This is a genomic window from Microbacterium mcarthurae (assembly GCF_046064585.1).
GTDB classification, from domain to species: domain Bacteria; phylum Actinomycetota; class Actinomycetes; order Actinomycetales; family Microbacteriaceae; genus Microbacterium; species Microbacterium mcarthurae.
The window spans coordinates 473,945-497,830 of sequence record NZ_JAROCE010000003.1; the positions used below are offsets into that span (position 1 = coordinate 473,945).

General features: G+C 69.5%; 21 protein-coding genes, 1 pseudogene and 1 riboswitch. Of the genes and pseudogenes, 9 read left to right on the plus strand and 13 right to left on the minus strand.

Going from position 1 to position 23,886, the window contains the following annotated elements; translation table 11 throughout:
• Nucleotides 1-28: 28 nt before the first annotated feature.
• The 6 genes from ribH to P5G46_RS12325 all read right to left on the minus strand — a co-directional run bounded on the left by ribH (nucleotide 29) and on the right by P5G46_RS12325 (nucleotide 5,494).
• Nucleotides 29-502 (minus strand): 6,7-dimethyl-8-ribityllumazine synthase, encoded by a 474-nt coding sequence (gene ribH, locus P5G46_RS12300; protein WP_022879280.1) that lies wholly within the window; start codon nucleotides 500-502, stop codon nucleotides 29-31.
• Entirely contained in the window at nucleotides 502-1,770 is a 1,269-nt protein-coding gene (gene ribA / locus P5G46_RS12305) for a GTP cyclohydrolase II (RefSeq protein ID WP_408905798.1), read from the minus strand. Before ribA ends, ribH begins: the two co-directional genes overlap by 1 nt.
• A complete protein-coding gene (locus P5G46_RS12310; protein WP_408905799.1) occupies nucleotides 1,767-2,423 on the minus strand; it encodes a riboflavin synthase in 657 nt (218 codons plus the stop codon). Before P5G46_RS12310 ends, ribA begins: the two co-directional genes overlap by 4 nt.
• A complete protein-coding gene (gene ribD, locus P5G46_RS12315; protein WP_408905800.1) occupies nucleotides 2,423-3,454 on the minus strand; it encodes a bifunctional diaminohydroxyphosphoribosylaminopyrimidine deaminase/5-amino-6-(5-phosphoribosylamino)uracil reductase RibD in 1,032 nt (343 codons plus the stop codon). Before ribD ends, P5G46_RS12310 begins: the two co-directional genes overlap by 1 nt.
• A 55-nt stretch (nucleotides 3,455-3,509) precedes the next feature.
• A riboswitch (FMN riboswitch) is annotated at nucleotides 3,510-3,658 on the minus strand.
• A gap of 69 nt (nucleotides 3,659-3,727) precedes the next feature.
• Nucleotides 3,728-4,591: an Fpg/Nei family DNA glycosylase gene (locus tag P5G46_RS12320; protein ID WP_408905801.1), complete on the minus strand. Its 864-nt coding sequence runs from the start codon at nucleotides 4,589-4,591 to the stop codon at nucleotides 3,728-3,730.
• 339 nt (nucleotides 4,592-4,930) lie between these two features.
• On the minus strand, nucleotides 4,931-5,494 hold the full coding sequence (locus P5G46_RS12325) for a GNAT family N-acetyltransferase (RefSeq protein ID WP_239274963.1): 564 nt from the start codon (nucleotides 5,492-5,494) through the stop codon (nucleotides 4,931-4,933).
• A 193-nt stretch (nucleotides 5,495-5,687) separates the two neighbouring features.
• Here P5G46_RS12325 and P5G46_RS12330 point away from each other — a divergent pair, with 193 nt between their 5' ends.
• Nucleotides 5,688-6,563: a DUF559 domain-containing protein gene (locus P5G46_RS12330; protein ID WP_408905802.1), complete on the plus strand. Its 876-nt coding sequence runs from the start codon at nucleotides 5,688-5,690 to the stop codon at nucleotides 6,561-6,563.
• Nucleotides 6,564-6,809: 246 nt separating this feature from the next.
• On the opposite strand, the gene trpS is transcribed toward P5G46_RS12330, so the two are convergent.
• From trpS to sdhC, 7 genes are all read right to left on the minus strand, one after another.
• Nucleotides 6,810-7,814 (minus strand): tryptophan--tRNA ligase, encoded by a 1,005-nt coding sequence (gene trpS, locus P5G46_RS12335; RefSeq protein WP_408905803.1) that lies wholly within the window; start codon nucleotides 7,812-7,814, stop codon nucleotides 6,810-6,812.
• Between the two features lie 46 nt (nucleotides 7,815-7,860).
• Nucleotides 7,861-8,709 carry an exodeoxyribonuclease III gene (locus P5G46_RS12340; protein ID WP_239274965.1) on the minus strand — a complete coding sequence of 283 codons (849 nt, stop codon included), beginning with the start codon at nucleotides 8,707-8,709 and terminating at the stop codon, nucleotides 7,861-7,863.
• Between the two features lie 72 nt (nucleotides 8,710-8,781).
• The gene (locus P5G46_RS12345; protein ID WP_375094610.1) at nucleotides 8,782-9,981 is read right to left on the minus strand and encodes a YihY/virulence factor BrkB family protein; all 1,200 of its coding nucleotides are present in this window, start codon (nucleotides 9,979-9,981) and stop codon (nucleotides 8,782-8,784) included.
• A 154-nt stretch (nucleotides 9,982-10,135) separates the two neighbouring features.
• The gene (locus tag P5G46_RS12350) at nucleotides 10,136-10,918 is read right to left on the minus strand and encodes a succinate dehydrogenase iron-sulfur subunit (RefSeq protein WP_375094609.1); all 783 of its coding nucleotides are present in this window, start codon (nucleotides 10,916-10,918) and stop codon (nucleotides 10,136-10,138) included.
• A 1-nt stretch (nucleotide 10,919) separates the two neighbouring features.
• Nucleotides 10,920-12,749 carry a succinate dehydrogenase flavoprotein subunit gene (sdhA, locus tag P5G46_RS12355; protein ID WP_408905804.1) on the minus strand — a complete coding sequence of 610 codons (1,830 nt, stop codon included), beginning with the start codon at nucleotides 12,747-12,749 and terminating at the stop codon, nucleotides 10,920-10,922.
• A 47-nt stretch (nucleotides 12,750-12,796) separates the two neighbouring features.
• Nucleotides 12,797-13,252, minus strand: a complete 456-nt coding sequence (locus P5G46_RS12360) for a succinate dehydrogenase hydrophobic membrane anchor subunit (RefSeq protein WP_375094608.1) — start codon at nucleotides 13,250-13,252, stop codon at nucleotides 12,797-12,799.
• Nucleotides 13,252-13,686 (minus strand): succinate dehydrogenase, cytochrome b556 subunit, encoded by a 435-nt coding sequence (gene sdhC / locus P5G46_RS12365; protein WP_239274970.1) that lies wholly within the window; start codon nucleotides 13,684-13,686, stop codon nucleotides 13,252-13,254. The genes P5G46_RS12360 and sdhC overlap by 1 nt, the downstream gene beginning before the upstream one ends.
• Nucleotides 13,687-13,902: 216 nt before the next feature.
• On the opposite strand from sdhC, the gene P5G46_RS12370 reads away from it, so the two are divergent.
• The 8 genes and pseudogenes from P5G46_RS12370 to P5G46_RS12405 all read left to right on the plus strand — a co-directional run bounded on the left by P5G46_RS12370 (nucleotide 13,903) and on the right by P5G46_RS12405 (nucleotide 23,508).
• Nucleotides 13,903-15,021 (plus strand): mannose-1-phosphate guanylyltransferase, encoded by a 1,119-nt coding sequence (locus P5G46_RS12370; protein WP_239274971.1) that lies wholly within the window; start codon nucleotides 13,903-13,905, stop codon nucleotides 15,019-15,021.
• A gap of 193 nt (nucleotides 15,022-15,214) precedes the next feature.
• Nucleotides 15,215-16,315: a BMP family lipoprotein gene (locus P5G46_RS12375; protein ID WP_375094607.1), complete on the plus strand. Its 1,101-nt coding sequence runs from the start codon at nucleotides 15,215-15,217 to the stop codon at nucleotides 16,313-16,315.
• Between the two features lie 155 nt (nucleotides 16,316-16,470).
• On the plus strand, nucleotides 16,471-17,991 hold the full coding sequence (locus tag P5G46_RS12380; protein ID WP_239274973.1) for an ABC transporter ATP-binding protein: 1,521 nt from the start codon (nucleotides 16,471-16,473) through the stop codon (nucleotides 17,989-17,991).
• Nucleotides 17,988-19,352 carry an ABC transporter permease gene (locus P5G46_RS12385; protein WP_408905805.1) on the plus strand — a complete coding sequence of 455 codons (1,365 nt, stop codon included), beginning with the start codon at nucleotides 17,988-17,990 and terminating at the stop codon, nucleotides 19,350-19,352. The genes P5G46_RS12380 and P5G46_RS12385 overlap by 4 nt, the downstream gene beginning before the upstream one ends.
• Entirely contained in the window at nucleotides 19,349-20,647 is a 1,299-nt protein-coding gene (locus P5G46_RS12390; RefSeq protein WP_239274974.1) for an ABC transporter permease, read from the plus strand. The genes P5G46_RS12385 and P5G46_RS12390 overlap by 4 nt, the downstream gene beginning before the upstream one ends.
• Before the next feature lie 34 nt (nucleotides 20,648-20,681).
• Nucleotides 20,682-21,092: pseudogene (locus tag P5G46_RS12395) on the plus strand (cytidine deaminase); the annotation flags it as partial.
• Complete coding sequence (locus P5G46_RS12400; RefSeq protein ID WP_408905806.1) at nucleotides 21,089-22,378, plus strand: thymidine phosphorylase; 1,290 nt, start codon at nucleotides 21,089-21,091, stop codon at nucleotides 22,376-22,378. The pseudogene P5G46_RS12395 and the gene P5G46_RS12400, both read left to right, overlap by 4 nt.
• Nucleotides 22,379-22,401: 23 nt before the next feature.
• The gene (locus P5G46_RS12405; RefSeq protein ID WP_408905807.1) at nucleotides 22,402-23,508 is read left to right on the plus strand and encodes an adenosine deaminase; all 1,107 of its coding nucleotides are present in this window, start codon (nucleotides 22,402-22,404) and stop codon (nucleotides 23,506-23,508) included.
• Nucleotides 23,509-23,886: the final 378 nt, after the last annotated feature.

The window sequence follows — 23,886 nt, forward strand, 5'->3', positions numbered from 1 at the left end:
CCGCGGTGGGCGCGCCTCACCGGCGTCGTCACCCGCGCAGGTCGCGCAGGACGAGAGCGGTGCGGAGGGCGGCATCGGCCGCCTCGGCCCCCTTGTCTTCCTTGGATCCTTCGAGGCCTGCGCGGTCCAGGCCCTGTTGCTCGTCGTCGAGGGTGAGAACGCCGAACCCCACGGGCTTCCCGGCATCGATCGCGACACGGGTGAGCCCGTCCGTCGCCGCCGAGGACACGTACTCGAAGTGCGGGGTACCGCCCCGGATGATGACGCCCAGAGCCACGACCGCGTCGGCCCCGCCCTCGAACGCCGCGACAGCGGCCACGGGCAGCTCGAACGAGCCCGGCACGCGCACTACACGGTACGTCGCGCCCGTGGCATCCAGGACGCGCTTCGCCCCGGCGATCAGTCCGTCGGTGATGACCTCGTGCCAGGTGCCCGCGACGACGACGACGTTCAGTCCCGTCGCGTCGATGCCGCCGGTCTCGGGTGCTCCGCTTCCCGCCATCAGGAGAGTCCTTCCTTCATGTGCGCGAGCGCGTCGCGCAGTTCGTCCTCGTCGATGACGTGACCCATGCGGTCGCGCTTGGTCTCGAGGTACTGGTGGTTGTTGGGTCCGACGCCCACGAGCAGAGGAACCTGCTCGACGACGTCGAGGCCGAAGCCGCGCAACTGGGCGACCTTGTCGGTGTTGTTCGTCAGCAGGCGGACCTGCTCCACACCGAGGTCGGCGAGGATGCCGGCGGCGGCGGCGTAGTCGCGGGCGTCGGCGGGGAGTCCGAGAGCCAGGTTGGCGTCGACGGTGTCGAGCCCGCGCTCCTGCAGGCTGTAGGCGCGGAGCTTGTTGATGAGGCCGATGCCGCGACCCTCGTGGCCGCGCATGTAGATCACGATGCCCCCGTCACGATCGATCGTGTCGAGCGCGGCATCCAGCTGAGGACCGCACTCGCACTTGAGCGAACCGAACGCCTCGCCCGTCAGGCACTCCGAGTGCACGCGCACGAGCGGGGCCTTCTCGGTCAGGTCGCCGGAGACCACGGCGACGTGGTCGGTACCGGTGATGCGATCCTTGTACGCCAGGAACCGGAAGGTCCCGTGCGAGGTGGGGACGTTGGCCTCGGCACGCAGGCTCACGCGGCGGCGGGGCGCCGACGCGCCCTGCAGGGGCTCGACCTCGTTGAGGTGGGCGATGAGCTGCTCGATCGTGATGACCGGCACGCCGTCGCGCTCGCCGAGCTCGATCAGCCCGGGCAGGCGCATCATGCTGCCGTCCTCGGCCACCACCTCGGCGATCGCGCCGACCGGCTCGAGGCCGGCCAGACGCATGAGGTCGACCGCCGCCTCGGTGTGTCCGGCGCGCTCGCGCACGCCGCCGTCAACCGCGCGCAAGGGCAGCACGTGCCCGGGGCGGATGAGGCTCGCGGGTACCGCATCGGGGTCGGCGAGGACGTTCAGCGTGCGCGCGCGGTCGGCGGCGCTGATCCCTGTGCCGACGCCCTCTGCGGCGTCGACGCTGACCGTGTAGGCGGTGCCGCGGGCGTCCTGGTTGACCTCGACCATCGGCGGCAGATCGAGGCGGTCGGCCCAGTCGGCCGGCATCGGGGCGCAGACGTAGCCGCTGGACCACCGGACGGTCCAGGCCAGCCACTCGGGGGTGGCCAGCTGCGCGGAGATGACGACATCGCCTTCGTTCTCGCGATTCTCATCGTCGGCGACGAGGATGGGTCGGCCGGCGCGCAGGGCCTCGAGGGCCTCGGGGATGGTGGACAGGCTCATGCGGAGCCCCTCTCGGTCGATGCGGCGGGCGCCGCGGGGTTCTCGGTGCTGCGGAAGGCCAGCAGGCGCTGCACGTGCCGGGCCAGGATGTCGGTTTCGAGGTTCACGGGGGTGCCCGCCTCGGCGCGGCCGAGGGTCGTGGCCTCGAGGGTCTGGGGGATGAGCGACACCTCGAGCCACGGCTCGGGGTCGGTCGCGTCGCTCACGGCGCTCACGGTGAGCGAGACGCCGTCGATCGCGATGGATCCCTTGTCGACCACGAGCGGGGCGAGGGCCGCGGGGATGCCGACGCGCACGACGCTCCATTGCGCGCCCGGACGCACCTCGCGCACGACGCCGGTGCCGTCGATGTGGCCCTGCACGATGTGTCCGCCCAGGCGACCGTGCGCCGCGGTGGCCCGCTCGAGGTTGACGGGGCGACCGGCTGCGACATCGGCGAGCGTGGACATGTCGAGCGTCTGCTTCATGACGTCGGCGGTGAACCAGTCGGGGCCCTGCTCCACGACCGTGAGGCACACGCCGCTGACCGAGATCGAGTCGCCGTGGCCGGCATCCGACACCGACAGCGGCGCCTTCACGGTCACGCGCACGCCGTCTCCGGACGGCTCGACGGCGGTGATCTCGCCGATCTCTTCGACGATTCCGGTGAACATCAGGATTCTCCCTGGGTGTCGTGGACAGGACGGGCGACGACGCGGATGTCGTCGCCGAGGACGTCGATGGAGGCCACCTCGAGCCGCCGTGCCGCGGTGATGCTCGGCACGCCGAGCTCGCCGAGCGCGAGACGCGAACCGCCGAGGAGGACGGGGGCGACGTACACGAGCACTTCGTCCGCAAGTCCCTCGCGCAGAAGCGCGCTCTCGAGGGTGGGGCCGCCCTCGACGAAGACGGACTGAATGCCGCGGGTGCCGAGGTCGTCGAGCACCGCCGCGAGATCGTGGGTGGCGAAGAACAGCGGGGTCTTCGGGTGGCGGTGGACGGCGGCATCCTCGGGAACCCTGGTCTCACCCACGATGACGGGTACGGGCTGCTGCTCGAGGAGGGTGCCGTCGGCGTCGCGGGCGGTGAGGGCGGGATCATCGGCGAGAACGGTGCCGGTGCCCGCCAGGATCGCGTCGGCCGCGGCGCGGCGGACGTGCACGTCACGACGCGCTGCGGAACCGGTGATCCACTGGCTGGTCCCGTCGGCGGCGGCCGCGCGGCCGTCGAGGCTCTGCGCCCACTTGACCGTCACCCGCGGGCGACCGGTGCGCTGCAGGTGGACCCAGTCGCGGATGAGCTCCTCGGCGCTCTCGCGCTCGAGGCCCGCCTCCACGTCGACACCACCCGCCCGCAGGCGGGCGGCACCGCCCGCGGCGGCATCCGTCGGGTCATCGAGGGCGTAGACGACCCGGGCGACGCCTGCTTCGAGCAGCGCCACCGCGCAGGGCCCCGTGCGCCCCGTGTGATTGCACGGCTCGAGCGTGACGACGGCCGTCGTTCCGCGGGCCTCGCCGGGTTTCAGCTGTGACAGTGCGTCGACCTCGGCGTGCGGCGTGCCCGCGCCCCGATGGAATCCTTCCGCGAGCACGACGCCCGAGGGCGAGAGGATGACGGCGCCGACCTGCGGGTTGAGCCCGCGGGGACCGTTCCGCGCAAGACGCAGCGCACGGCGCATCGCGTCTGTCTCGGCGGCGGATGCCATTTCCCTGTCCTTCCCGTCGTGCGCGGGGAAGAGGGCAGGGCGGCGCGGCGCGCCGACCGTGCTGCCTCCTATCCGGACTAGAGGAGATCGCTCGCCTCATCACCGTCGGTTCCGGAATTCCACCGGATCGGCCCCACCGCCGGAGCGGAAGGGTTCGCGGACTGTCACCGCCGGTTCGGATTCTCACCGACCCCGGAGCACGTGTTGCTTGGTCGAAGTCTAATCAACACCGCCGACACGGATTCATTCCCGCCGACTCGGAGCGAAACCGTGCTATTTGAGCAGGCGCGACAGGCGTCTGTCGGCGAGGACCTTGCCGCCCGTCTGACATGTGGGGCAGTACTCGAGAGAGTTGTCGGCGAAGAAGACGCTGCGCACCTCGCCGCCGCATACCGGGCACGCCTCGCCGCGTCGGCCGTGCACGCGCATGCCCCGCCGCTTGGCATCCTTCAGATCCGCCGGCGGCTTGCCCCGGGCGGTCTCGATCGCCTCGGTCAGCGTCGAGATCATCGCCGCGTACAGCGTGTCGATCTCGGCATCGGACAGGTTCGCGGCGAGGGCATACGGCGACATCTTCGCGGCGTGGAGGATCTCGTCGGAGTACGCGTTGCCGACACCGGCGATGATCGATTGGTCGCGCAGCACGCCCTTGATCTGCGTGCGGCGTGCGGCCAACAGCGCGGCGAACGCGTTGCGGTCGAGGGCGCCGTCGAGCGGGTCGGGACCGAGCCGCGCGATCCCCGGCACGTCGGCGGGCGACCGCACGGCGTACACCGCGAGCGACTTCTTGGTCCCCGCTTCGGTGAGGTCGAACCCGGACCCGTCGTCGAAGCCGACGCGCAGCGCGATCGGCGTCTTGCCCGGCTTGATGAGCGTCGACGGCAGCGCGTCGTACCACCGCAGCCATCCGGCCTTCGCGAGATGGAAGACCACGTGGATGCCGGCGTCGGTGGCGAGATCGACGAACTTCCCGTGACGATCCACCGCCGTCACCTTCGTGCCCACGACCGCGTTGATCGGTGGGTCGTAGGTCTTGAGGGCGTTGATGGCCGAGACCGTGGCCTTCGTGAACGTCGACCCCACGACGCGTCCGCGCAGGAACTCGACGAGTCCTTCGACCTCGGGCATCTCCGGCATGGACCCATCGTGGCATCCACCGCCGACATCCGACAGGCCCGTGCCGCGCCTGTCTGCGCCGGCACGACTCCTGCGGCGGTGGGTTAGCCGGGAGATGGATGCCGGGTGGGGCGGGTTCTGCCGGAGTTGTGCGGCGCGCGGGCTGGCGCGGGCACAAGTTCCGCGCGGGCTGGCGCGGGCACAACTCCTGCGACGGTGGGGCGGACGGCACAACCCCTGCCGCGGGCTGGCCCCGGCACAACCCCTGCCGCGGGCTGGCGCCGGCACAACTCCTGCGGCGGCGGGTTGGACGAGAAGCGGATGCCGGGTGGGGCGGGTTCTGCAGGAGTAGTGCGGCGGTCAGCCCAGGGGGAGCGGCCACTCCTGCGGTGTCCGGTCGTCCTGACGGAGCAGGCCGCCGATCCACAGGTCGGCGCGGCCGAGGCTGTTGAGGTGGGCTTGCCGCAGCAGCCCCTCGTATCGGAACCCGAGTCGCCGAGCGATCCGGGCGGAACCGATGTTGCCGACCACCGCGCGCCATTCGACACGCTCGACGGCGGGCCGGTCGTCCGCGAAGGCCCAGTCGATCACGGCGGTCGCCGCCTCGACGGCGATGTTCTGCCGACGCGCGTCGCGCGCGATCCAGTAGCCGACCTCGGGCGCACCGGTGTCGATCTTGGCCAGCCCGATCATCCCGGCGAGTCGACCGTCGTAACGGATTGCCCAGGTCGGCTGTGTGCCGTCCGCCCACCACGCGGCGGTCAGCTCGATGAAGTGCTCGGCGTCCTCGCGGAGGTACGGAGACGGCACCGTGGTGTACCGCTGGATCTCGGCATCCTGACATGCCGCGTGGATCGCCGCGACATCGGCCGTCGTCGGGGCCGAGAGTTCCAGCCGGGCCGTCTGCAGGTGGTCGGGTTCCATCCGGCCACGCTACCGACCGAGCGCAACTCCTGCGATCCGTCGGTGTGCGGCAGGGGGATGCCATGGCGGTGACGTTCCGCCGGAGTCATGTCGCGTCGCAAGGCTCCTCCCCAGCGGGCAGATCGCGGCATCCCTCCCCGGGAGCGTCTCCGACGTTGATCGAGTGCCCGCGTCGGCGTGCACGGTGAGGAGCATGACGAGCCCTGCATTCCGCACCTACCGTGAGCTCCGCGAGGAGGGCTGGACGCGCCACCGCATCGACCGCGCTGTGCGAAGCGGCTCCTTGGTTCGTCTCCGGCGCGGGAGGTACGTCGACGCCACCACCGACGCCACGGTGCAGGATGCCGGCAGTCTGGGCGGGCGTCTGGATTGTGTGTCCCTGCTGTCCCTTCTCGGCGTCTTCGTTCTGCATTCCGAGCACCTGCACGTGCAGTTCGATCGCGAAGCGAGCAGACTGCCCGGCCGGCCTCCCTCGGTCGTTCCTCACTGGCGTTCGAGTGTGTCCGGCCCCGGCGACCTCCACGCGGATCTCATCGAAGCGCTGGCGCAAGCGGTGGTGTGCCAGGGGCCTCGCGCGGGAATCGCTTCGGTGGACAGTGCGCTGTGCCTACGGCTCATTTCCGACGGAGAGGTGGATGCCATCTTCGACAGGCTGCCGCGCCGCTACCGCCGCCTTCGGTGTCTCGTGGACGGGTCGGCCGAGTCCGGGCCGGAGACGTTCGTCCGACTCATGCTGCGCGCTCTCGGCGCGCGATACGAGACACAGGTGCGTATCCGCGGGGTCGGCCGGGTCGACTTCCTCGTCGACGGGTGGCTCATCGTCGAGTGTGACAGTCGCGCACATCACTCGTCCTGGGAGGCGCAGCTGAGTGACCGACGCCGCGACCGAGCGGCAGCGGCTCAGGGGTACCTCACCGTGCGCCTTGTCGCCGAAGAAATTCTCTACAGCCCGGAGGTGGTGCGTGGCGCGCTCGCCGGGGTGATCAAGGGGCCGCGTCGGCGCCGCCAAGGTTCATTGCCGCTCGTGGACGCGCACAACTCCCGTGCGATCGCGCGCCCCGCGCGCTGAGACGAGGCAGGCGGGTCTGGGCAGGAGTTGTGCGGGCAGCCCTGCGGTGGATGCCGGCTTGTCGGGCGGCAGGCGCCAGGCGTCACCTGCGTAACTCGGGCAATCGTCGCCGCACCGGGCGGTCTGCCCGCGCCTACGCGGGAAACTGCAGGAGTTGTGCCCGGCGCGTGGCGCGGGGCGCGTGGCACCCGGGGCGCGTGATGCCCGCCGCGCGTGTCAGCCGGGGCGCGTGGCGGCCGCGCCGACTCAGCCGCGGCGCAGGAGGCCGATCCGGTCGTAGACGTCGGCGAGGGTCTTCTCGGCGACGCATGCCGCCCGCTCGGCGTTCGATGCAAGCACGCGGTCGAGCTCGGCAGGGTCGTCGAGCAGCTCGAGGGCGCGCGCCCGCACGGGCTCGAACTCCGACACGACGACCTCGGCCAGGCCCTTCTTGAAGTCGCCGTATCCGCGGCCGGCGTACTCGTCCTCGATCGCGGTGATCTCGCGGCCCGTCAGAGCCGAATAGATCACGAGCAGGTTCGAGACGCCCGGCTTCTCATCGCGGTCGAAGCGCACGGCTCCTTCGGAGTCGGTGACCGCGCGCATGATCTTCTTCGCGCTGACCTTCGGTTCGTCGAGCATCCACAGCACGCCCGCGTCGGACTCGGCCGACTTCGACATCTTCGACGTGGGGTTCTGGAGGTCGTAGATGCGTGCCGTCTCGCGCTGGATCATCGGCTTCGGGACCGCGAAGGTCTCGCCGAATCGCTGGTTGAACCGCTCCGCAAGGTCGCGGGTGAGCTCGATGTGCTGCTTCTGGTCGTCGCCCACGGGCACGACATCGGTCTGGTACAGCAGAATGTCGGCGGCCATCAGCACCGGGTAGGTGAAGAGGCCGACGTTCGTGGCATCCGTCCCGTATCGGGCGGACTTGTCCTTGAACTGCGTCATGCGGCCGGCCTCGCCGAAGCCCGTCAGGGTCGACAGCACCCACTGCAGCTCGGCGTGCGCGGGCACGTGGGACTGCACGTACAGCGTCGACCGCGACGGCTCGATGCCCGCGGCGATGTACTGCGCCGCCGTGCGGCGCGTCTTCTCGCGGCGCTCCGCGGGGTCGCCGGGCTGCGTCAGGGCGTGGAGGTCGACGACCGAGAAGTAGGCGTCGTACTGGTCCTGCAGCTCGCGCCACTGGAGGAGAGCCCCGATGTAGTTGCCGATCTGGAGGCTGTCGGCGGAGGGCTGCATTCCGGAGTAGAGGCGCTGCTGGGTCACCGTACGATCCTAGGCCGCTGTCAGGATCTCGACCGCGCGTCCGGCTTCAGGTGCCCAGGGTGTAGTCCGCGATCACCGGGGCATGGTCGCTCCATCGGGTGTCGTACGACGGCGCCCGGTCGACGCGGTAGTCGGTCACGCGCTCCGCGAGAGACGGCGTCACGACGTGATAGTCGATGCGCCAGCCCGAGTCGTTGTCGAAGGCCTTCCCGCGCATCGACCACCAGGTGTACGGCCCCTCGACCTCGCCCGCGTGGCGCCGGCCGACGTCGACCCACCCCAGCCCGGGTCCGGTCGAGCCGTCCGCTCCCTCGACCTGTTCGCCCGCGGGTCCGAAGAAGCGGTCGAAGTACGCGCGCTCGCGGGGGAGGAAGCCCGCGTTCTTGCGATTGCCCTTCCAGTTCTTGATGTCCAGCTCACGGTGTCCGACGTTGAGGTCGCCCATGACGACCGCGAGCGGCTGCGCGGCACCGAGTTCGCCCAGGCGCCGCTCCATGGCATCCAGGAAGAGCCACTTCGCGTCTTGCTTGGGGGTGTCGACCTCACCGCTGTGCACGTAGGCGCTCACCACCGTCAGGGTCTCGCCGTCGATGTCGAAGTCGGTCTCGATCCAGCGCCCCGAGGCGTCGAGCGGCTCCGGGCCCAGGTGCGTGCGCGTCTCGACACCGGGAAGGCGGCTCACGATCGCGACGCCCGCACGACCCTTCTGCAGCGCCTCGTCGTTGACGATCTGCCATCCGGGGAGGGCTTCGGCCAGCTGATCGGCGGTCGCCCGCACCTCTTGCAGGGCGAGGATATCGGCGCCCGAAGCGTCGAGCCACTCGGTCATTCCTTTGCGGACGGCGGCGCGGATGCCATTGACGTTGACGGAGACGATGCGTACGGAACGAGCCACCCGTCGAGCGTAACCGGGCCCTCCGACACGGGGCCGGCCCGTCCACGGTTCGCCGCCGACCGCGGGCGGCGCTCAGTCGAACAGGAGCGTCGACCGGCGCGGCGCCGGCAGCTCCGCCTCGAGGCGGGCGAGGTGAGCCCGCGCTCCGCGCACGCGACGGTTCGCCGCCCACCGCCGCGGCCACTGGGCCCGGGCCGCGCGCTCTTCGGCCTCGCGCACCGCCACCTGAGCGGCGATGACGAGCGCCGTCTGCTCCATTGCCCGGCGATCCTCGGGCGAACGCAGCGGCATGTCCCGATCGGCGGCGGCCACGGCGATCCACGCGGCCGAGACCAGGATGACGATGCCCACGAGCCGGAACCACAGCAGGAAACCGATCAGCACGGTGAAGGTTGCCAGCAGAGGGTTGGAGGGCGTGTAGACGAACAGGAAGCCCGCCGCGACCTGGAGCAGCACGAGACCCGCAGAACCCACCAGCGCCCCCGGCCAGGTGCGCCGCCATGTGAGGGCCGTGCCCGTGAGGAAGCGGAAGAGCGAGGCCAGGGCGAGGGTGTTGACGCCGAACGCCACCAGGAGGGAGACGCCCCGGGCGCCCACCGACCACCACGCGGTTTCGCGCGTCCAGCCGATCCACCCGAGCACGAGGTCGACAGCGCCGGTCGTGATCGACCCGAGCAGTGCACCGACGAGCAGCGCCACACCGAACAGGAGTGACGCGACGAAGTCACGCGCCTTCAGAAGAAGGTAGTTGCGCAGGTCGAAGGGAAGCCCGAACGTGTCCCGCACGGCGCGGCGCGTGAAGGTGACGAACCCGATCGTGGTCCAGATGACGACGACGCCGGCGACTCCACCGGTCACCCCGAGCAGCTTGCCGCTCTCCTGCGCGACCGCTTCGACCTGCTCCGGCTTCACCAGGCCGTTCGCGCTGATGATGCCCGGGATGTACCCGTTGACGATGCGGATCAGCCCGTCGATGGCGGTCTTGCTGCCGCCCAACCAGATGCCGACCCCCGCGAACGCGAGGTACAACGCCGAGAACATCGCGAACAGGCCCTGGTAGCTCATGCCCGCGGCGAGCAGGAATCCGTTGTGTCGGAGGAAATGCCGCCACACCCGCACGGGGAAAACCTGAGCGATCTTGGCGGCGCGTGCCATCGGCTGGTCCAGCCGCTCGCGCACGGCCGACTGGGCGGCCTCGAGGCGGTCGCGCAGCGACAGTTCCTCGGTCTCCGCGCCGGGCAGCGGTCGAGGGTCGCGGCGGCTGTCGGTCACCCTTCGAGCCTAATGAATGGATGCCAGGCCCCCGGGGTCCGGGGCCGCTCACCCCGCACGGCCTCGCATCCGGGACGGGGCCCGCCGCACGGCATCCACCCCGAAAACGCCGAACGGCGGGGCGCCGGAGCGCACCCGCCGTTCGAAGGGCAGATCAACGGCCGCGGAGGACCGCCTGCTTGACCTCGGCGATGGCCTTGGTGACCTCGATGCCGCGCGGGCACGCCTCGGTGCAGTTGAAGGTCGTGCGGCAGCGCCACACGCCTTCCTTGTCGTTGAGGATGTCCAGACGCACATCGCCCGCGTCGTCACGCGAGTCGAAGATGAAGCGGTGCGCGTTGACGATGGCGGCGGGGCCGAAGTACTGGCCGTCCGTCCAGAACACGGGGCACGACGAGGTGCACGCCGCGCACAGGATGCACTTGGTCGTGTCGTCGAAGACCTCGCGGTCGACGATCGACTGGATGCGCTCCTTGCCGGGCTCGGGCTTGCTGCTCGAGATGAGGAACGGCTGCACCTCGCGATAGGAGGCGAAGAACGGCTCCATGTCGACGATGAGGTCCTTCTCGAGCGGCAGACCCTTGATGGCCTCGACGTAGATCGGCTGCGAGATGTCGAGGTCCTTGATCAGCGTCTTGCACGCCAGTCGGTTGCGGCCGTTGATGCGCATGGCATCCGATCCGCAGATGCCGTGCGCGCACGAGCGGCGGAAGGCCAGCGAGCCGTCGACCTCCCACTTGATCTTGTGCAGAGCGTCGAGAACACGGTCGGTGGAGTACAGCTCCACGTCGTAGTCGACCCAGCGCGGCTCGTCGTCGACTTCGGGGTCGAAGCGACGGATGTTGAACGTCACCAGGAACGACTGGATGCCGGTGTCCGCGGGGGACTGCTCGATCTCGTCCGAGGTGTCGACGGTGTCGATGACGGTGGATGCCATCTCAGTACTTCCTCTCCAGGGGCGGGTAGCGCAACTCGCCGGCGTCGTTCTTCGTGAGGACCACGGGCTTCCACCCGAGCTCGATGTGGTCGGCGGGGTGGGACGAGTGGGGATCGCCCGTCAGATACGCCATGGTGTGCTGCATGTATTTCTCGTCGTCGCGCGTGGGGAAGTCGTCGCGCATGTGACCCCCGCGGCTCTCCTCGCGGTTCTGCGCGGAGTAGACGACGACCTCGGCGAGGTCGAGGAGGAACCCGAGCTCGACCGCTTCGAGCAGGTCGGTGTTGTACCGCTTGCCCTTGTCGTCGACGTGGACGTTCTTGTAGCGCTCGCGCAGGTCGGCGATGATGTCGAGGACCTCGGCGAGCGAGTCGCGCGTGCGGAACACCTGCGCACCCTTGTCCATCTCGTCCTGCAGCGTCTTGCGAAGCACCGCGATGCGCTCGGTGCCGGAGTTGGCGCGCAGCCCCTCGATCATCTCGCGGACCTCCTTGGCGGGGTCCTCGGGCAGCGGCACGAAGTCGGCCGTCTGGACGTACTCGACCGCGTTGCGGCCCGCGCGCTTTCCGAACACGTTGATGTCCAGGAGCGAGTTGGTGCCGAGGCGGTTCGAGCCGTGCACCGAGACGCAGGCGCACTCGCCCGCGGCGTAGAGGCCGGGGACGACCGTCTCGTTGTCGGCGAGCACCTCGGCCTTGATGTTGGTCGGGATGCCGCCCATGGCGTAGTGCGCGGTCGGCATCACCGGCACCGGCTCGACCACCGGGTCGACACCGAGGTAGGTGCGGGCGAACTCGGTGATGTCGGGGAGCTTGGTCTCGAGGACCTCGGCGCCCAGGTGCGTGCAGTCCAGCAGGACGTAGTCGCGGTGCGGACCGGCGCCGCGGCCCTCCGCGACCTCCTGCACCATGCATCGCGCGACGATGTCACGGGGAGCGAGGTCCTTGATGGTCGGGGCGTAGCGCTCCATGAAGCGCTCACCGCTCGCGTTGCGCAGGATCGCTCCCTCGCCGCGCGCACCCTCCGTCAGCAGGATGCCGAGACCCGCCAGCCCGGTCGGGTGGAACTGGAAGAACTCCATGTCCTCCAGCGGCAGGCCCTTGCGCCAGACGATGCCGACGCCGTCGCCGGTCAGCGTGTGCGCGTTCGAGGTCGTCTTGAAGATCTTGCCGAAGCCGCCGGTGGCGAATACGACCGCCTTCGACTGGAACACGTGCAGATCGCCCGTGGACAGCTCGTAGGCCACCACACCGGCGACCTGGGTCTTGCCGGCGTCATCCTTCACCGTGATCAGGTCGAGCACGTAGAACTCGTTGAAGAAGTTGATGCCCAGCTTCACGCAGTTCTGGAACAGCGTCTGCAGGATCATGTGACCCGTGCGGTCGGCGGCGTAGCAGGCGCGACGCACGGGGGTCTTGCCGTGGTCCGCGGTGTGCCCGCCGAACCGACGCTGATCGATCTTCCCGTCGGGCGTGCGGTTGAACGGCAGGCCCATGTTCTCGAGGTCGATGACGGCGTCGATGGCCTCTTTCGCGAGGATCTCGGCGGCATCCTGGTCGACGAGGTAGTCGCCACCCTTGATCGTGTCGAAGGTGTGCCACTCCCACGAGTCCTCTTCGACGTTGGCCAGGGCCGCGGCCATGCCGCCCTGAGCTGCGCCGGTGTGGGACCGGGTGGGGTACAGCTTCGAGATGACCGCGGTCTTGGCACCCGGGCCGGCCTCGATCGCCGCGCGCATGCCGGCGCCGCCGGCCCCGACGATCACGATGTCGAACTGGTGGTAGTGCACGCCGTCCTTGACGATCGTGTCCGCGCTGTTCTGAGTGCTCACGTGTGCAATGCCTCTGCTGTCTCAGTCGGGAAGGAGGATGCCGTGGCTTACGCCTGGCAGATCTCCCAGAGGGAGCTGCTCTCGGTCACGCCGAGGCAGGGGTCGAAGGTGAAGACCACGAGCGTGCCGAGCAGGATCAGGAACGCGGCCGACAGCCAGAGCGCGCCGACCAGGATGCGCCGCACCTGCGCGTTGGTGACGTAGTCGTTGACGATCGTGCGCATGCCGTTCGCGCCGTGGATGAGGGCGAGCCACAGCATCAGCACGTCCCACCACTGCCAGAACGGGGAGGCGAGCTTGCCCGCGACGAACGCGAAGTCGATCTGGTGGATGCCGTCGCCCGTCATGAGGTTGACGAACAGGTGGCCGAAGATGAGGACGATCAGCAGCACGCCGGAGGCGCGCATGTAGATCCATCCCCACTTCTCGAGGTTGGCGCCCTTCTTGCGGACGGCGGGCGTGCGCGGGGCGGGAATCGTGCTGGCTTCCTGTGCGACGGACATCAGTGACCCCCTCCGACGGCGGCGAAGACATTGATCAGGTGACGCGGGGTGAAGCCGAGCATCGTGACGACCCACAGACCGAGAACGCCCCACCACAGCTGGCGCTGATGACGCGTGGCCCAGGGCCAGAAGTCGACCAGGATGATGCGGAGGCCGTTGTACGCGTGGTAGACGATGGCTCCGACGAGGGCGACCTCGCCCAGACCCATGATCGGGTTCTTGTACGTGCCGATGACGGCGTCGTACGCCTCGGGTGAAACGCGGATGAGCGCGGTGTCGAGAATGTGGACGAGCAGGAAGAAGAAGATCGCCACACCGGTGATGCGGTGCAGAACCCACGACCACATTCCCTCTCGGCCGCGGTAGAGCGTTCCGCGCGGCACCCGCGAGGTCGTCTCTTTCACCGACGGCGTGGCACGTGCTGGTGCTGACACGGTCGTCCTCCCTGATCGAACACGGTGTGGGAGCCGGAAAAGGGCTCCAGGCGTCACACGGGCGCTAGTGAATACTACGTCTGGGCTATGAAGCCGGGGGATGAGGGTTGCCTAACACTCTCTCGATGTCGAGATAGTTTCGTCGGTCGGCCCGCGGTTCCGTCCGGCAATCTGAACGTAACGGCCGAGTCGAACGCTGCCGATAAGGTCTGTCCCATGGCCGAACCTGCTATCGACGACTTCTACGCCGTTATCCCCGCCGGTGGGATCGGCAGCCGCCTCTGGCCTCTCTCGCGCGCGGACGCCCCGAAGTTCCTCCACGACCTCACGGGATCCGGCCAGACCCTCCTCCGTGACACCTGGGATCGGCTCGAGCCGCTGTCCGGCTCCGGCCGCATCGCCGTGGTCACGGGGCGGGCGCACCGCGCCGCCGTGGAGCGCGAGCTTCCGGGCGTCCCCGATCACAACGTCTTCCTGGAGTCCGAGCCGCGCGATTCGTCGGCAGCGATCGGTCTGGCCGCCGCGATCCTCGTCCGCCGCGAGCCCGACGTCATCATCGGCTCGTTCGCCGCGGATCACGTCATCCGCCAGACCCGTCAGTTCGACTTCGCCGTGCGACAGGCCGTTGCGGTCGCGCGAGCGGGCTACATCTGCACCATCGGCATCCAGCCGAGCGAGCCCTCCGTCGGATTCGGCTACATCAAGCAGTCCGACGAACTGATCGTCGACGGCGCGCCCGAGGCGTACATGGTGGAGCGCTTCGTCGAGAAGCCCGACCTCGACACCGCCAAGGAGTACTTCGCCGACCGCTCCTACCTGTGGAACGCGGGCATGTTCATCACGCGGGCCGATGTGCTGCTGGCAGAGCTCGCCGTGAACGAGCCCGAGCTCCACGCCGGCCTCGTCGAACTGGCGGAGGCGTGGGACGATCGCGACCGCCGCGGTCCCGCGGTGGACCGCATCTGGCCGGAGCTGAAGAAGATCGCCATCGACTACTCGGTGGCGGAACCCGCTGCCGAGAAGGGGCGTCTCGCGGTCATCCCCGGCCACTTCGACTGGGACGACGTGGGCGACTTCGCCAGCCTCTCCAAGCTGAACTCCTCCGGGGGGCGGAACGAGCTCGCCATCCTCGGCGAGGGTGCGCGCGTGCTCGCCGATGCCTCTAGCGGGATCGTCGTGACGCAGACCAAACGCGTCATCAGCCTCATCGGCGTCCGCGACATCGTCGTGGTCGACACCCCCGACGCTCTCCTGGTCACCACGAGTGAGAACGCCCAGCGCGTCAAGGGCGTCGTCGACGCGCTGAAGCTCACGGGGCGCGGCGACGTCCTCTGACACCGGATGCCGCGCATCGTGGCATCCGGTCTCTTCTGTGGGCGGGCGTGTGGCGCGCGCGTGACGCGAGATTGCGTCTTTGTAACCATTGCGGCGCGGCGGGGTCTGCGGTGCGCAAGCGATTCGTCACAGTGGGTAACGTGACTCCATCGTCCCCCGAACCCGTTGGGGGCCCCTTCTTGGAGGACCATTCGTGAAGACCACGAAGAAGGCCGTCGTCAGCGGCCTCGCGATGATCGGCACGGCCGTGCTTCTCGCCGGCTGCGGTGCCGCGCCCGAGAGCAACGGTGCGTCTGCCGGTGCCGGCGCCAGCGACTACCTGCCCTGCATGGTGTCGGATGCCGGTGGATTCGACGACAAGTCGTTCAACCAGCTCGGCAAGGAGGGCGTCGACGCGGCGGCCGCCGAGCTCGGCTCGCAGGACCCCATCGAGGTCGAGTCGCAGTCCGAGACCGACTACGCCTCCAACCTCCAGAGCCTCGTCGACCAGGGCTGCAGCACGATCGTCACGGTCGGCTTCCTCCTGGCGCCGGCTGCGCTCGAGTCGGCCAAGGCCAACCCCGACATGCAGTACGTCTCCATCGACGACACCGTCGACCAGGACTTCGACGGCACGACGGACGCCGAGAACATCAAGCCGATCATCTTCGACACCGCCCAGGCCGCCTACCTCGCGGGCTACCTCGCCGCGGGTGTCTCCAAGACCGGTGTCGTCGGCACCTTCGGTGGCATCAACATCCCGACCGTCACGATCTTCATGGACGGCTTCGCCCAGGGCGTCGAGAAGTACAACGCCGACAACGGCACCTCCGTGCGCGTCGTCGGCTGGGACCGCGCCGCCCAGGACGGCTCCTTCACCGGTGGCTTCGAGGCCAACGACACCGCCCGCCAGACCGCGCAGGCGATCATCGACCAGAACGTCGACGTGCTTCTGCCCGTCGGTGGCCCGATCTACCAGTCGGCCGCTGTCGCCATCCAGGACGCCGGTCGCGAGATCGCCCTCGTCGGCGTCGACGCCGATGTGTACGAGACCGACCCCTCGGTCGGAGAGCTGCTGCTGACCTCGATCCTCAAGGGCATCGATGTGGGCACGAAGGACGCCATCGTTGCCGCCGGCAACGGCGAGTTCGACGCCTCGCCGTTCGTGGGCACGCTCGAGAACGACGGTGTGGGCCTGGCTCCGTACCACGACTGGTCCGACCGCGTCCCCGCGGAACTGACCGAGAAGGTCGACGCCCTCAAGGCCGACATCATCAGCGGCGCCATCACCGTCGAGTCCTACCTCGCCGGCTGATAGCTGCACGCTCCTGGGGGAGGCCGGCTCCGTGCCGGCCTCCCCTCCCTTATGGGCCGCGGCGGCGCCCGCGGTACCGGACCGGACGTCCTCACGAGGGGCGTCCTTCCCTCTGCACCTCCGCGTGCGGTGCCACAGAACTTAGGATCGGGAACATGAAGCTCGAACTCCGCGGGATCACGAAAACCTTCGGGTCCCTGGTGGCGAACGATCACATCGACCTCACCGTCGAGGCCGGCGAGATCCACTGCCTGCTCGGCGAGAACGGTGCCGGCAAGTCCACCCTGATGAACGTCCTCTACGGCCTGTACCAGGCCGATGGGGGAGAGATCCTGCTGGACGATGCCGTCCAGCACTTCGCCGGCCCCGGCGACGCGATGCGCGCCGGAATCGGCATGGTGCACCAGCACTTCATGCTCATCCCGGTCTTCACCGTGGCCGAGAACGTCATGCTCGGCCACGAGCCCACGAAGTTCGGCGGAAGGCTCGACCTCGCCGCTGCGCGGGCGAAGGTCAAAGAGATCTCCGACCGCTTCGGGTTCGACGTCGATCCCGACGCCCTCGTCGACGACCTGCCCGTCGGCGTGCAGCAGCGCGTCGAGATCATCAAGGCGTTGTCCCGGGATGCCAAGGTGCTCGTGTTCGACGAGCCGACCGCCGTCCTGACCCCGCAAGAGACCGATGAGCTCATGGCGATCATGCGCCAGCTCAAGGCGTCGGGGACTTCGATCGTGTTCATCACGCACAAGCTGCGCGAGGTCCGCGAGGTGGCCGACCGTATCACCGTGATCCGCCTCGGCAAGGTCGTCGGCGAGGCCGACCCGCGCGCCTCCAACGCCGAGCTCGCCTCGCTGATGGTCGGTCGTGCGGTCGAGCTGACGGTCCACAAAGAGGCGCCGACCCTCGGCGACGTCGGCCTGTCCGTGTCGCATCTGTCCGTCGTGGACGCCATCGGCCAGCTCGTCGTCAACGACGTCAGCTTCGAGGTTCGGCGGGGCGAGGTCCTCGCCATCGCGGGCGTGCAGGGCAACGGCCAGACGGAGCTCACCGAGGCTCTCCTGGGACTGCAGGACCGCGTCGAGGGGTCGATCGTCTTGGACGGCAGTGAGCTCAACGGGCGCAGCGTGCGCGCGGTGCTCGATGCGGGTGTCGGATTCGTCCCCGAGGACCGCAAGGAAGACGGCCTGGTGGGAGAGTTCTCGATCGCCGAGAACCTCATGCTCGACCGGGCCGACGGCGCTCCGTTCGTCAAGGGCGGGACCCTGCAGTTGTCCACACTCGCCGACTTCGCCCGCGAAAAGGTGAGCGAGTTCGATGTGCGCACGCCCTCAATCGAGACCCCGGTGGGTCGTCTGTCCGGCGGCAACCAGCAGAAGGTCGTCCTCGCGCGCGAGCTGAGCCGCGACCTGCGACTCTTCGTCGCCGCCCAGCCCACGCGCGGCGTCGACGTGGGCTCCATCGAGTTCATCCACAAGCGCGTCATCGAGACCCGCGATGCGGGCGTGCCCGTCATCGTCGTCTCCACCGAGCTCGACGAGGTCACCGCCCTCGCGGATCGCATCATGGTCATGTACCGCGGTCGCGTCGTGGGCATCGTCCCCGGTGACACCTCGCGCGACGTCCTCGGCCTCATGATGGCCGGCGAAGCGCCCCAGAACGAAGGAGTCGCCGCGTGAGCGATCCGCACAGCCCGCACGACCCCACGGCCGCGCGGTCCGACCGTGCCGCCGAGGTGGTCGCCGCCACCGACGCCGACGTCGCGCTCGAGAACGGAGCGGTCGTCGACACGGCCGCCGGCGCACGCGTGACGGCACCGCCGCCCGCCTCGGACGAGAACCGCTGGCGCCGCGCGCTGCGCGAGATCGCGACGGGAAACGCCATCATCTCGGTCCTCGCGGTGGTCCTGGCCCTCCTGGTGGGGGCGATCATGATCGCCGCGACCGACGAGCGGGTGCAGGCGGCGGCCGGGTACTTCTTCGCCCGCCCCGGTGACACGCTGACGGCGATCTGGCAGGCGGTGTCAGGGGCATACGCGTCGTTCTTCCAGGGCGCGATCTATAACTTCCGCCGTCCGGAGTTCGCCACCGGCATTCGTCCTCTCACCGAGACGCTCACCTTCGCGACGCCCTTGATCGCCGCCGGACTGGGTGTGGCCCTGGCGTTCCGGGTGGGGATGTTCAACATCGGTGGTCGCGGTCAGATGCTCGTCGCCGCCGCCGCCGGCGGCTACGTCGCGTTCGCCTTCGATCTCCCGTGGGGTCTGCACACCCTCGTCGCCCTCGTCGCGGGCGTCGCGGCCGGCGCGATCTGGGCGGGCATCGCGGGCGTGCTGAAGGCTCGGACCGGCGCGCACGAGGTGATCGTCACGATCATGCTCAACTACGTCGCGTTCTATCTCGTGTACTACATGCTGCGCACGCCGGGCCTGTTGCAGGCGCCGGGCTCGAGCAACCCCACGACGCCGCCCATGAAGGAGACGGCGGTCTTCCCAGACCTGCTGGGCCCCGCTTACAACCTGCACTTCGGCTTCGTGCTCTCGATCGCCGCGGTGATCCTCGTGTGGTGGATCCTCGAGCGCTCCTCCCTCGGGTTCCGCTTCCGCGCGGTCGGTCTGAACCCCAACGCCGCGCGCGTGGCCGGCATCAACGTCAAGTCGATGTACGTCTACGCGATGCTCATCTCCGGTGCCCTCATCGGCCTGGCCGGCGTCGACCAGGTGTTGGGCACGGTCACCACGGGCTTCTCCAGCGGTATCGACGCAGGCATCGGGTTCGACGCGATCACGGTGGCGCTCCTCGGCCGCTCCACCCCGGTCGGCGTGCTGGTGGCCGGCATCCTGTTCGGCGCGTTCAAGGCCGGCGGGTTCGCGATGCAGGCCGCCAACGGCGTGCCGATCGACATCGTCCTCGTCGTGCAGTCGCTCATCGTGCTCTTCATCGCCGCGCCGCCCCTGGTGCGCGCGATCTTCCGCCTGCCGGCACCCGGGGCGCGCCAGCCCAAGGCGCGCGCCGCCAAGAAGAAGGAGGCGGCCCGGTGAGCACCACCGCCGCACACCCCGAGGCCGCGCCCGCGGCCGACACGCTCGACACCGCCGTCGTCGTCAGCTGGAAGGCGCCGATCGTCTACGGCGTCATCACGGTGCTCGCCGCGGTCCTCTTCATCGTCGCGCGGCAGGACGGCGACGCCGTCTTCCGCATCTCCAGCCCGGGCGAGTTCATCCAGCTTCCCGAGGTCGTCCTCGGCGGGGTCCTCACCGGGGCGGTCTGCACGGTGCTGCTGGCGCTGGTGACCCTGGTCAGCGTGTTGATGGTGCGCGCGCGCCGCCGTCCGCCGATCTGGCTCGCGGTCGTCTTCGCCGTGGTGTTCATGGTGGGCTTCCTCACCTGGGCCGCTGCCGGGGCGACGACGGCTGTCATCCCGCTCACCGGACTGCTGGCCGGCGGTCTCAGCCTCTCGGTGCCGCTCATCTTCGGTGCCATGTGCGGTGTGCTCAGCGAGCGCGTCGGTGTGGTGAACATCGCCATCGAGGGTCAGCTGCTGGCCGGTGCCTTCACGTCGGCCGTCGTGGCGACGATGACGGGCAACCCGTTCATCGGTCTCATCGCCGCCGCCGTCGCCGGGGTGCTGGTGTCGTTCGTGCTCGCCGCTTTCGCGATCAAGTACTTCGTCGACCAGGTGATCGTCGGCGTCGTGCTGAACGTGCTCGTGGTGGGCCTCACGAGCTTCCTGTTCTCGCAGCTGCTCGCCCCGAACGCCGCGTTCCTGAACTCGCCGCCGCGATTCCCGCGCCTGCCCATTCCCGTGCTGGCCGACATCCCGATCATCGGGCCGATGCTGTTCAACCAGACGGTCATCGTCTACCTGATGTACGTCACGGTCATCGCCGTGTACATCGGCTTGTTCCACACCCGCTGGGGCCTGCGTCTGCGTGCCGTGGGCGAGCACCCGCAGGCCGCGGACACCGTGGGCATCAACATCGCCCGCACCCGCTTCTGGAACGTCTCGTTGGGCGGGGCCATCGCCGGTCTCGGCGGCGCGTTCTTCACCCTGGGATCGGTCGGCGCCTTCAACAAGGAGATGACGGCGGGCGCCGGCTACATCGCCCTCGCGGCGGTCATCTTCGGCCAGTGGGACCCGATTCGTGCGACGCTCGCGGCGCTGCTGTTCGGCTTCGCCTCGAACCTGCAGAACACCCTCGGCGTCATCGGTTCGCCCGTGCCGAGCGAGTTCATGCTGATGCTGCCGTACGTCGTGACGATCTTCGCGGTCGCCGGTCTCGTCGGGAAGGTCCGCGGACCCGCGGCCGCCGGCAAACCGTACGTCAAGGGCTGACCCGGCCCGCTTCCCCCTTCACGAGAGGACCCACCGCTTCACGATGACCGACATCGACTGGGACGAACTCCGTTCCGCCGCCACCGAGGCCATGCACCGCGCCTACGCCCCCTACTCCCGCTTCAAGGTGGGCGCCGCGGCGCTCGTCGCCGACGGGCGCATCGTCTCGGGGTGCAACGTCGAGAACGCGTCCTACGGGGTGACCCTCTGCGCCGAGTGCGGACTCGTCTCCGAACTGCACATGAGCGGCGGCGGCCAGCTCGTGGCGTTCGTGTGCGTCGACGGCGAGGGGCGCACGCTGATGCCGTGCGGTCGATGCCGGCAGTTGCTCTTCGAGCACGCCATTCCCGGCATGCTGCTGGAGACGGTCAGCGGCATCCGGACCATCGACGAGGTGCTGCCCGACGCGTTCGGTCCGCGCGACCTCGAGGAGGCCGCCCGATGAGCGCCGAGCAGTTCGATGCCGTCGACATTATCCGGGCGCAGCGCGACGGGCGGGCGATCTCGGAGCCGGAAATCCGGTGGCTCGTCGACGCCTACACGCGTGGCTACGTCATGGACGCGCAGATGTCGGCGTTCACGATGGCGGTGCTGCTCAACGGCCTCGGCCGCGACCAGATCCGAGTGCTGACGGATGCCATGATCGCCTCGGGCGAGCGCATGGACTTCTCGTCGCTGGGCAAGCCCACCGTCGACAAGCACTCCACCGGCGGTGTCGGCGACAAGATCACGCTGCCGCTCGCGCCGCTCGTCGCCGCGTTCGGGGTCGCCGTTCCGCAGCTGTCCGGACGCGGCCTCGGTCACACGGGCGGGACCCTCGACAAGCTCGAGTCCATCCCGGGCTGGCGCGCGGCCTTGTCGAACGACGAAATCCTCGCGCAGCTCGCCGACGTGGGCGCCGTGATCTGCGCCGCCGGTACGGGGCTGGCACCGGCCGACAAGAAGCTCTATGCCCTGCGCGATGTCACGGGCACGGTCGAGGCGATCCCGCTCATCGCGTCGAGCATCATGTCGAAGAAGATCGCCGAGGGCACCGACTCGCTCGTGCTCGACGTGAAGTTCGGCTCCGGCGCGTTCATGCAGGACATCGACCGGGCGCGCGAGCTCGCCGAGACGATGGTCGCCCTCGGCACCGACTCGGGCGTGAACACCACGGCGCTGCTCACCGACATGAACACCCCGCTCGGTCGCGCCATCGGCAACGCCAACGAGGTCCGCGAATCCGTCGAGGTGCTCGCCGGCGGCGGGCCTGCGGACGTCGTCGAGCTCACGGTCGCTCTCGCCCGCGAGATGTTGACGCTCGCCGGTCAGCCCGACGCCGACGTCGAGGCCGCCCTCGCCGACGGCCGCGCGATGGACGTGTGGAAGCGCATGATCCGCGCGCAGGACGGCGATCCGGATGCCGCTCTCCCCACGCCCCGCGAGACGCACACGGTTGTCGCCGACCGGGCCGGTGTCGTGACCCGCGTCGAGGCGCTGCCCTTCGGCATCGCCGCGTGGCGCCTGGGCGCCGGACGCGCGCGCGCCGAGGACGCCGTCGTTCACGCGGCAGGCATCGACCTGCACGTCACCGTGGGAGACACGGTCGCGGCCGGTCAGCCGCTGTTCACTCTCTCGGCCGACGATGAGACGCGCTTCGACCGCGCCCTCACCGCGGTCGAGGGCGCGTGGGAGATCGGCGACACCGCTCCCGCGCGCACCCCGCTCGTCCGCGAGCGCATCACCGCGTGATGGCATCCGACCCGAGGAGCAGCATGGCCACCGACGACGTCCGCATCCAGGGCAAGAAGCTGAAGACCCTGCCGAAGGTGTCGCTCCACGACCACCTCGACGGGGGGATGCGCGCGCAGACGGTGCTCGAACTGGCCGACGACCTCGACCTGGAGCTTCCCGCCGACGACGCGGAGGGTCTCGAGGACTGGTTCTCGGACCACGTCGAGTCGGGCTCGCTCGAGGACTACCTCGAGAAGTTCTCGCTCACCGTCGGCGTGCTGCAGACCCGCGAGGGTCTCGTCCGGGCGGCGAAGGAGTTCGTCGAAGACCTCGCCGACGACGGCGTCGTGTACGCCGAAGTGCGGTGGGCGCCCGAGCAGCACCTCACGCGGGGCTTGAGCCTCGACGACGTGGTGGATGCCGTGCAGGAGGGCATCGAAGAGGGTGAGGATGCCGCGGACGCCCGCGGCAAGGACATCCGGGTCGGCCAGCTGCTCACGGCGATGCGGCAGACGGCCCGCTCCCGCGAGATCGCTGAACTCGCGGTGGCGTGGCGTGGTCGCGGCGTCGTCGGTTTCGACCTCGCCGGACCGGAGGACGGGTTCCCCGCCTCGAACCACCGCGCGGCGTTCGACTACCTCGCCGAACAGTTCTTCCCCACGACGGTGCACGCCGGTGAAGGAGCAGGGCTGGCATCCATCCGGTCGGCTCTCATCGACGGCCGTGCCGTGCGCCTCGGGCACGGCGTGCGCATCGCGAACGACCTCGACGTCGTCTCGCGCGAAGGCGAGGAGGTGCTGGTCACGTTCGGTGACATGGCCCGGTGGGTGCGCGACCGTGAGATCACGCTCGAGCTGTCGCCGACGTCGAACCTGCAGAGCGGCGCCGTCACGGCCTGGGGCGACTCCATGGACGCCCACCCGTTCGACCTGCTGTACCAGCTCGGCTTCTCGGTCACGGTGAACGTCGACAACCGTCTGATGAGCCGGACGACCCTGACGCGCGAGCTGGGGCTATTGGCGCAGGCCTTCGATTACGACCTCGACGACCTCGAGGCCTTCCAGCTCAACGCGGCCGCCGGAGCGTTCCTGCCGGTCGAGGAGCGCGAGGAGCTCATCGAGATCATCGCGGAGGGCTTCCAGCGCTGAGCGCGTCGGGGCGCGGCCGGGCAGGTCGCCCCTTTCCGCTGAGTGTCCGGAACACGCGGATGCGGGGGCGTGGCGTCCGCGTGTCTTGGACACTGAAGTGGCGTGGGGGCGTCGTGGCTCGCGGGGCGCGCCGTACCCCCCCCCCCCCCCCGTTGAGTGTCCAGAACACGCGGATGCGGGGGAGTGTCGTCCGCGTGTCTTGGACACTGAAGTGGCGTGGGGGCGTCGTGGCTCGCGGGGCGCGCCGTACCCCCCCCCCCCCCCCGTTGAGTGTCCAGAACACGCGGATGCGGGGGCGTGTCGTCCGCGTGTCTTGGACACTGAAGTGGCGTGGGGGCGTCGTGGCTCGCGGGGCGCGCCGTACCCCCCCCCCCCCCC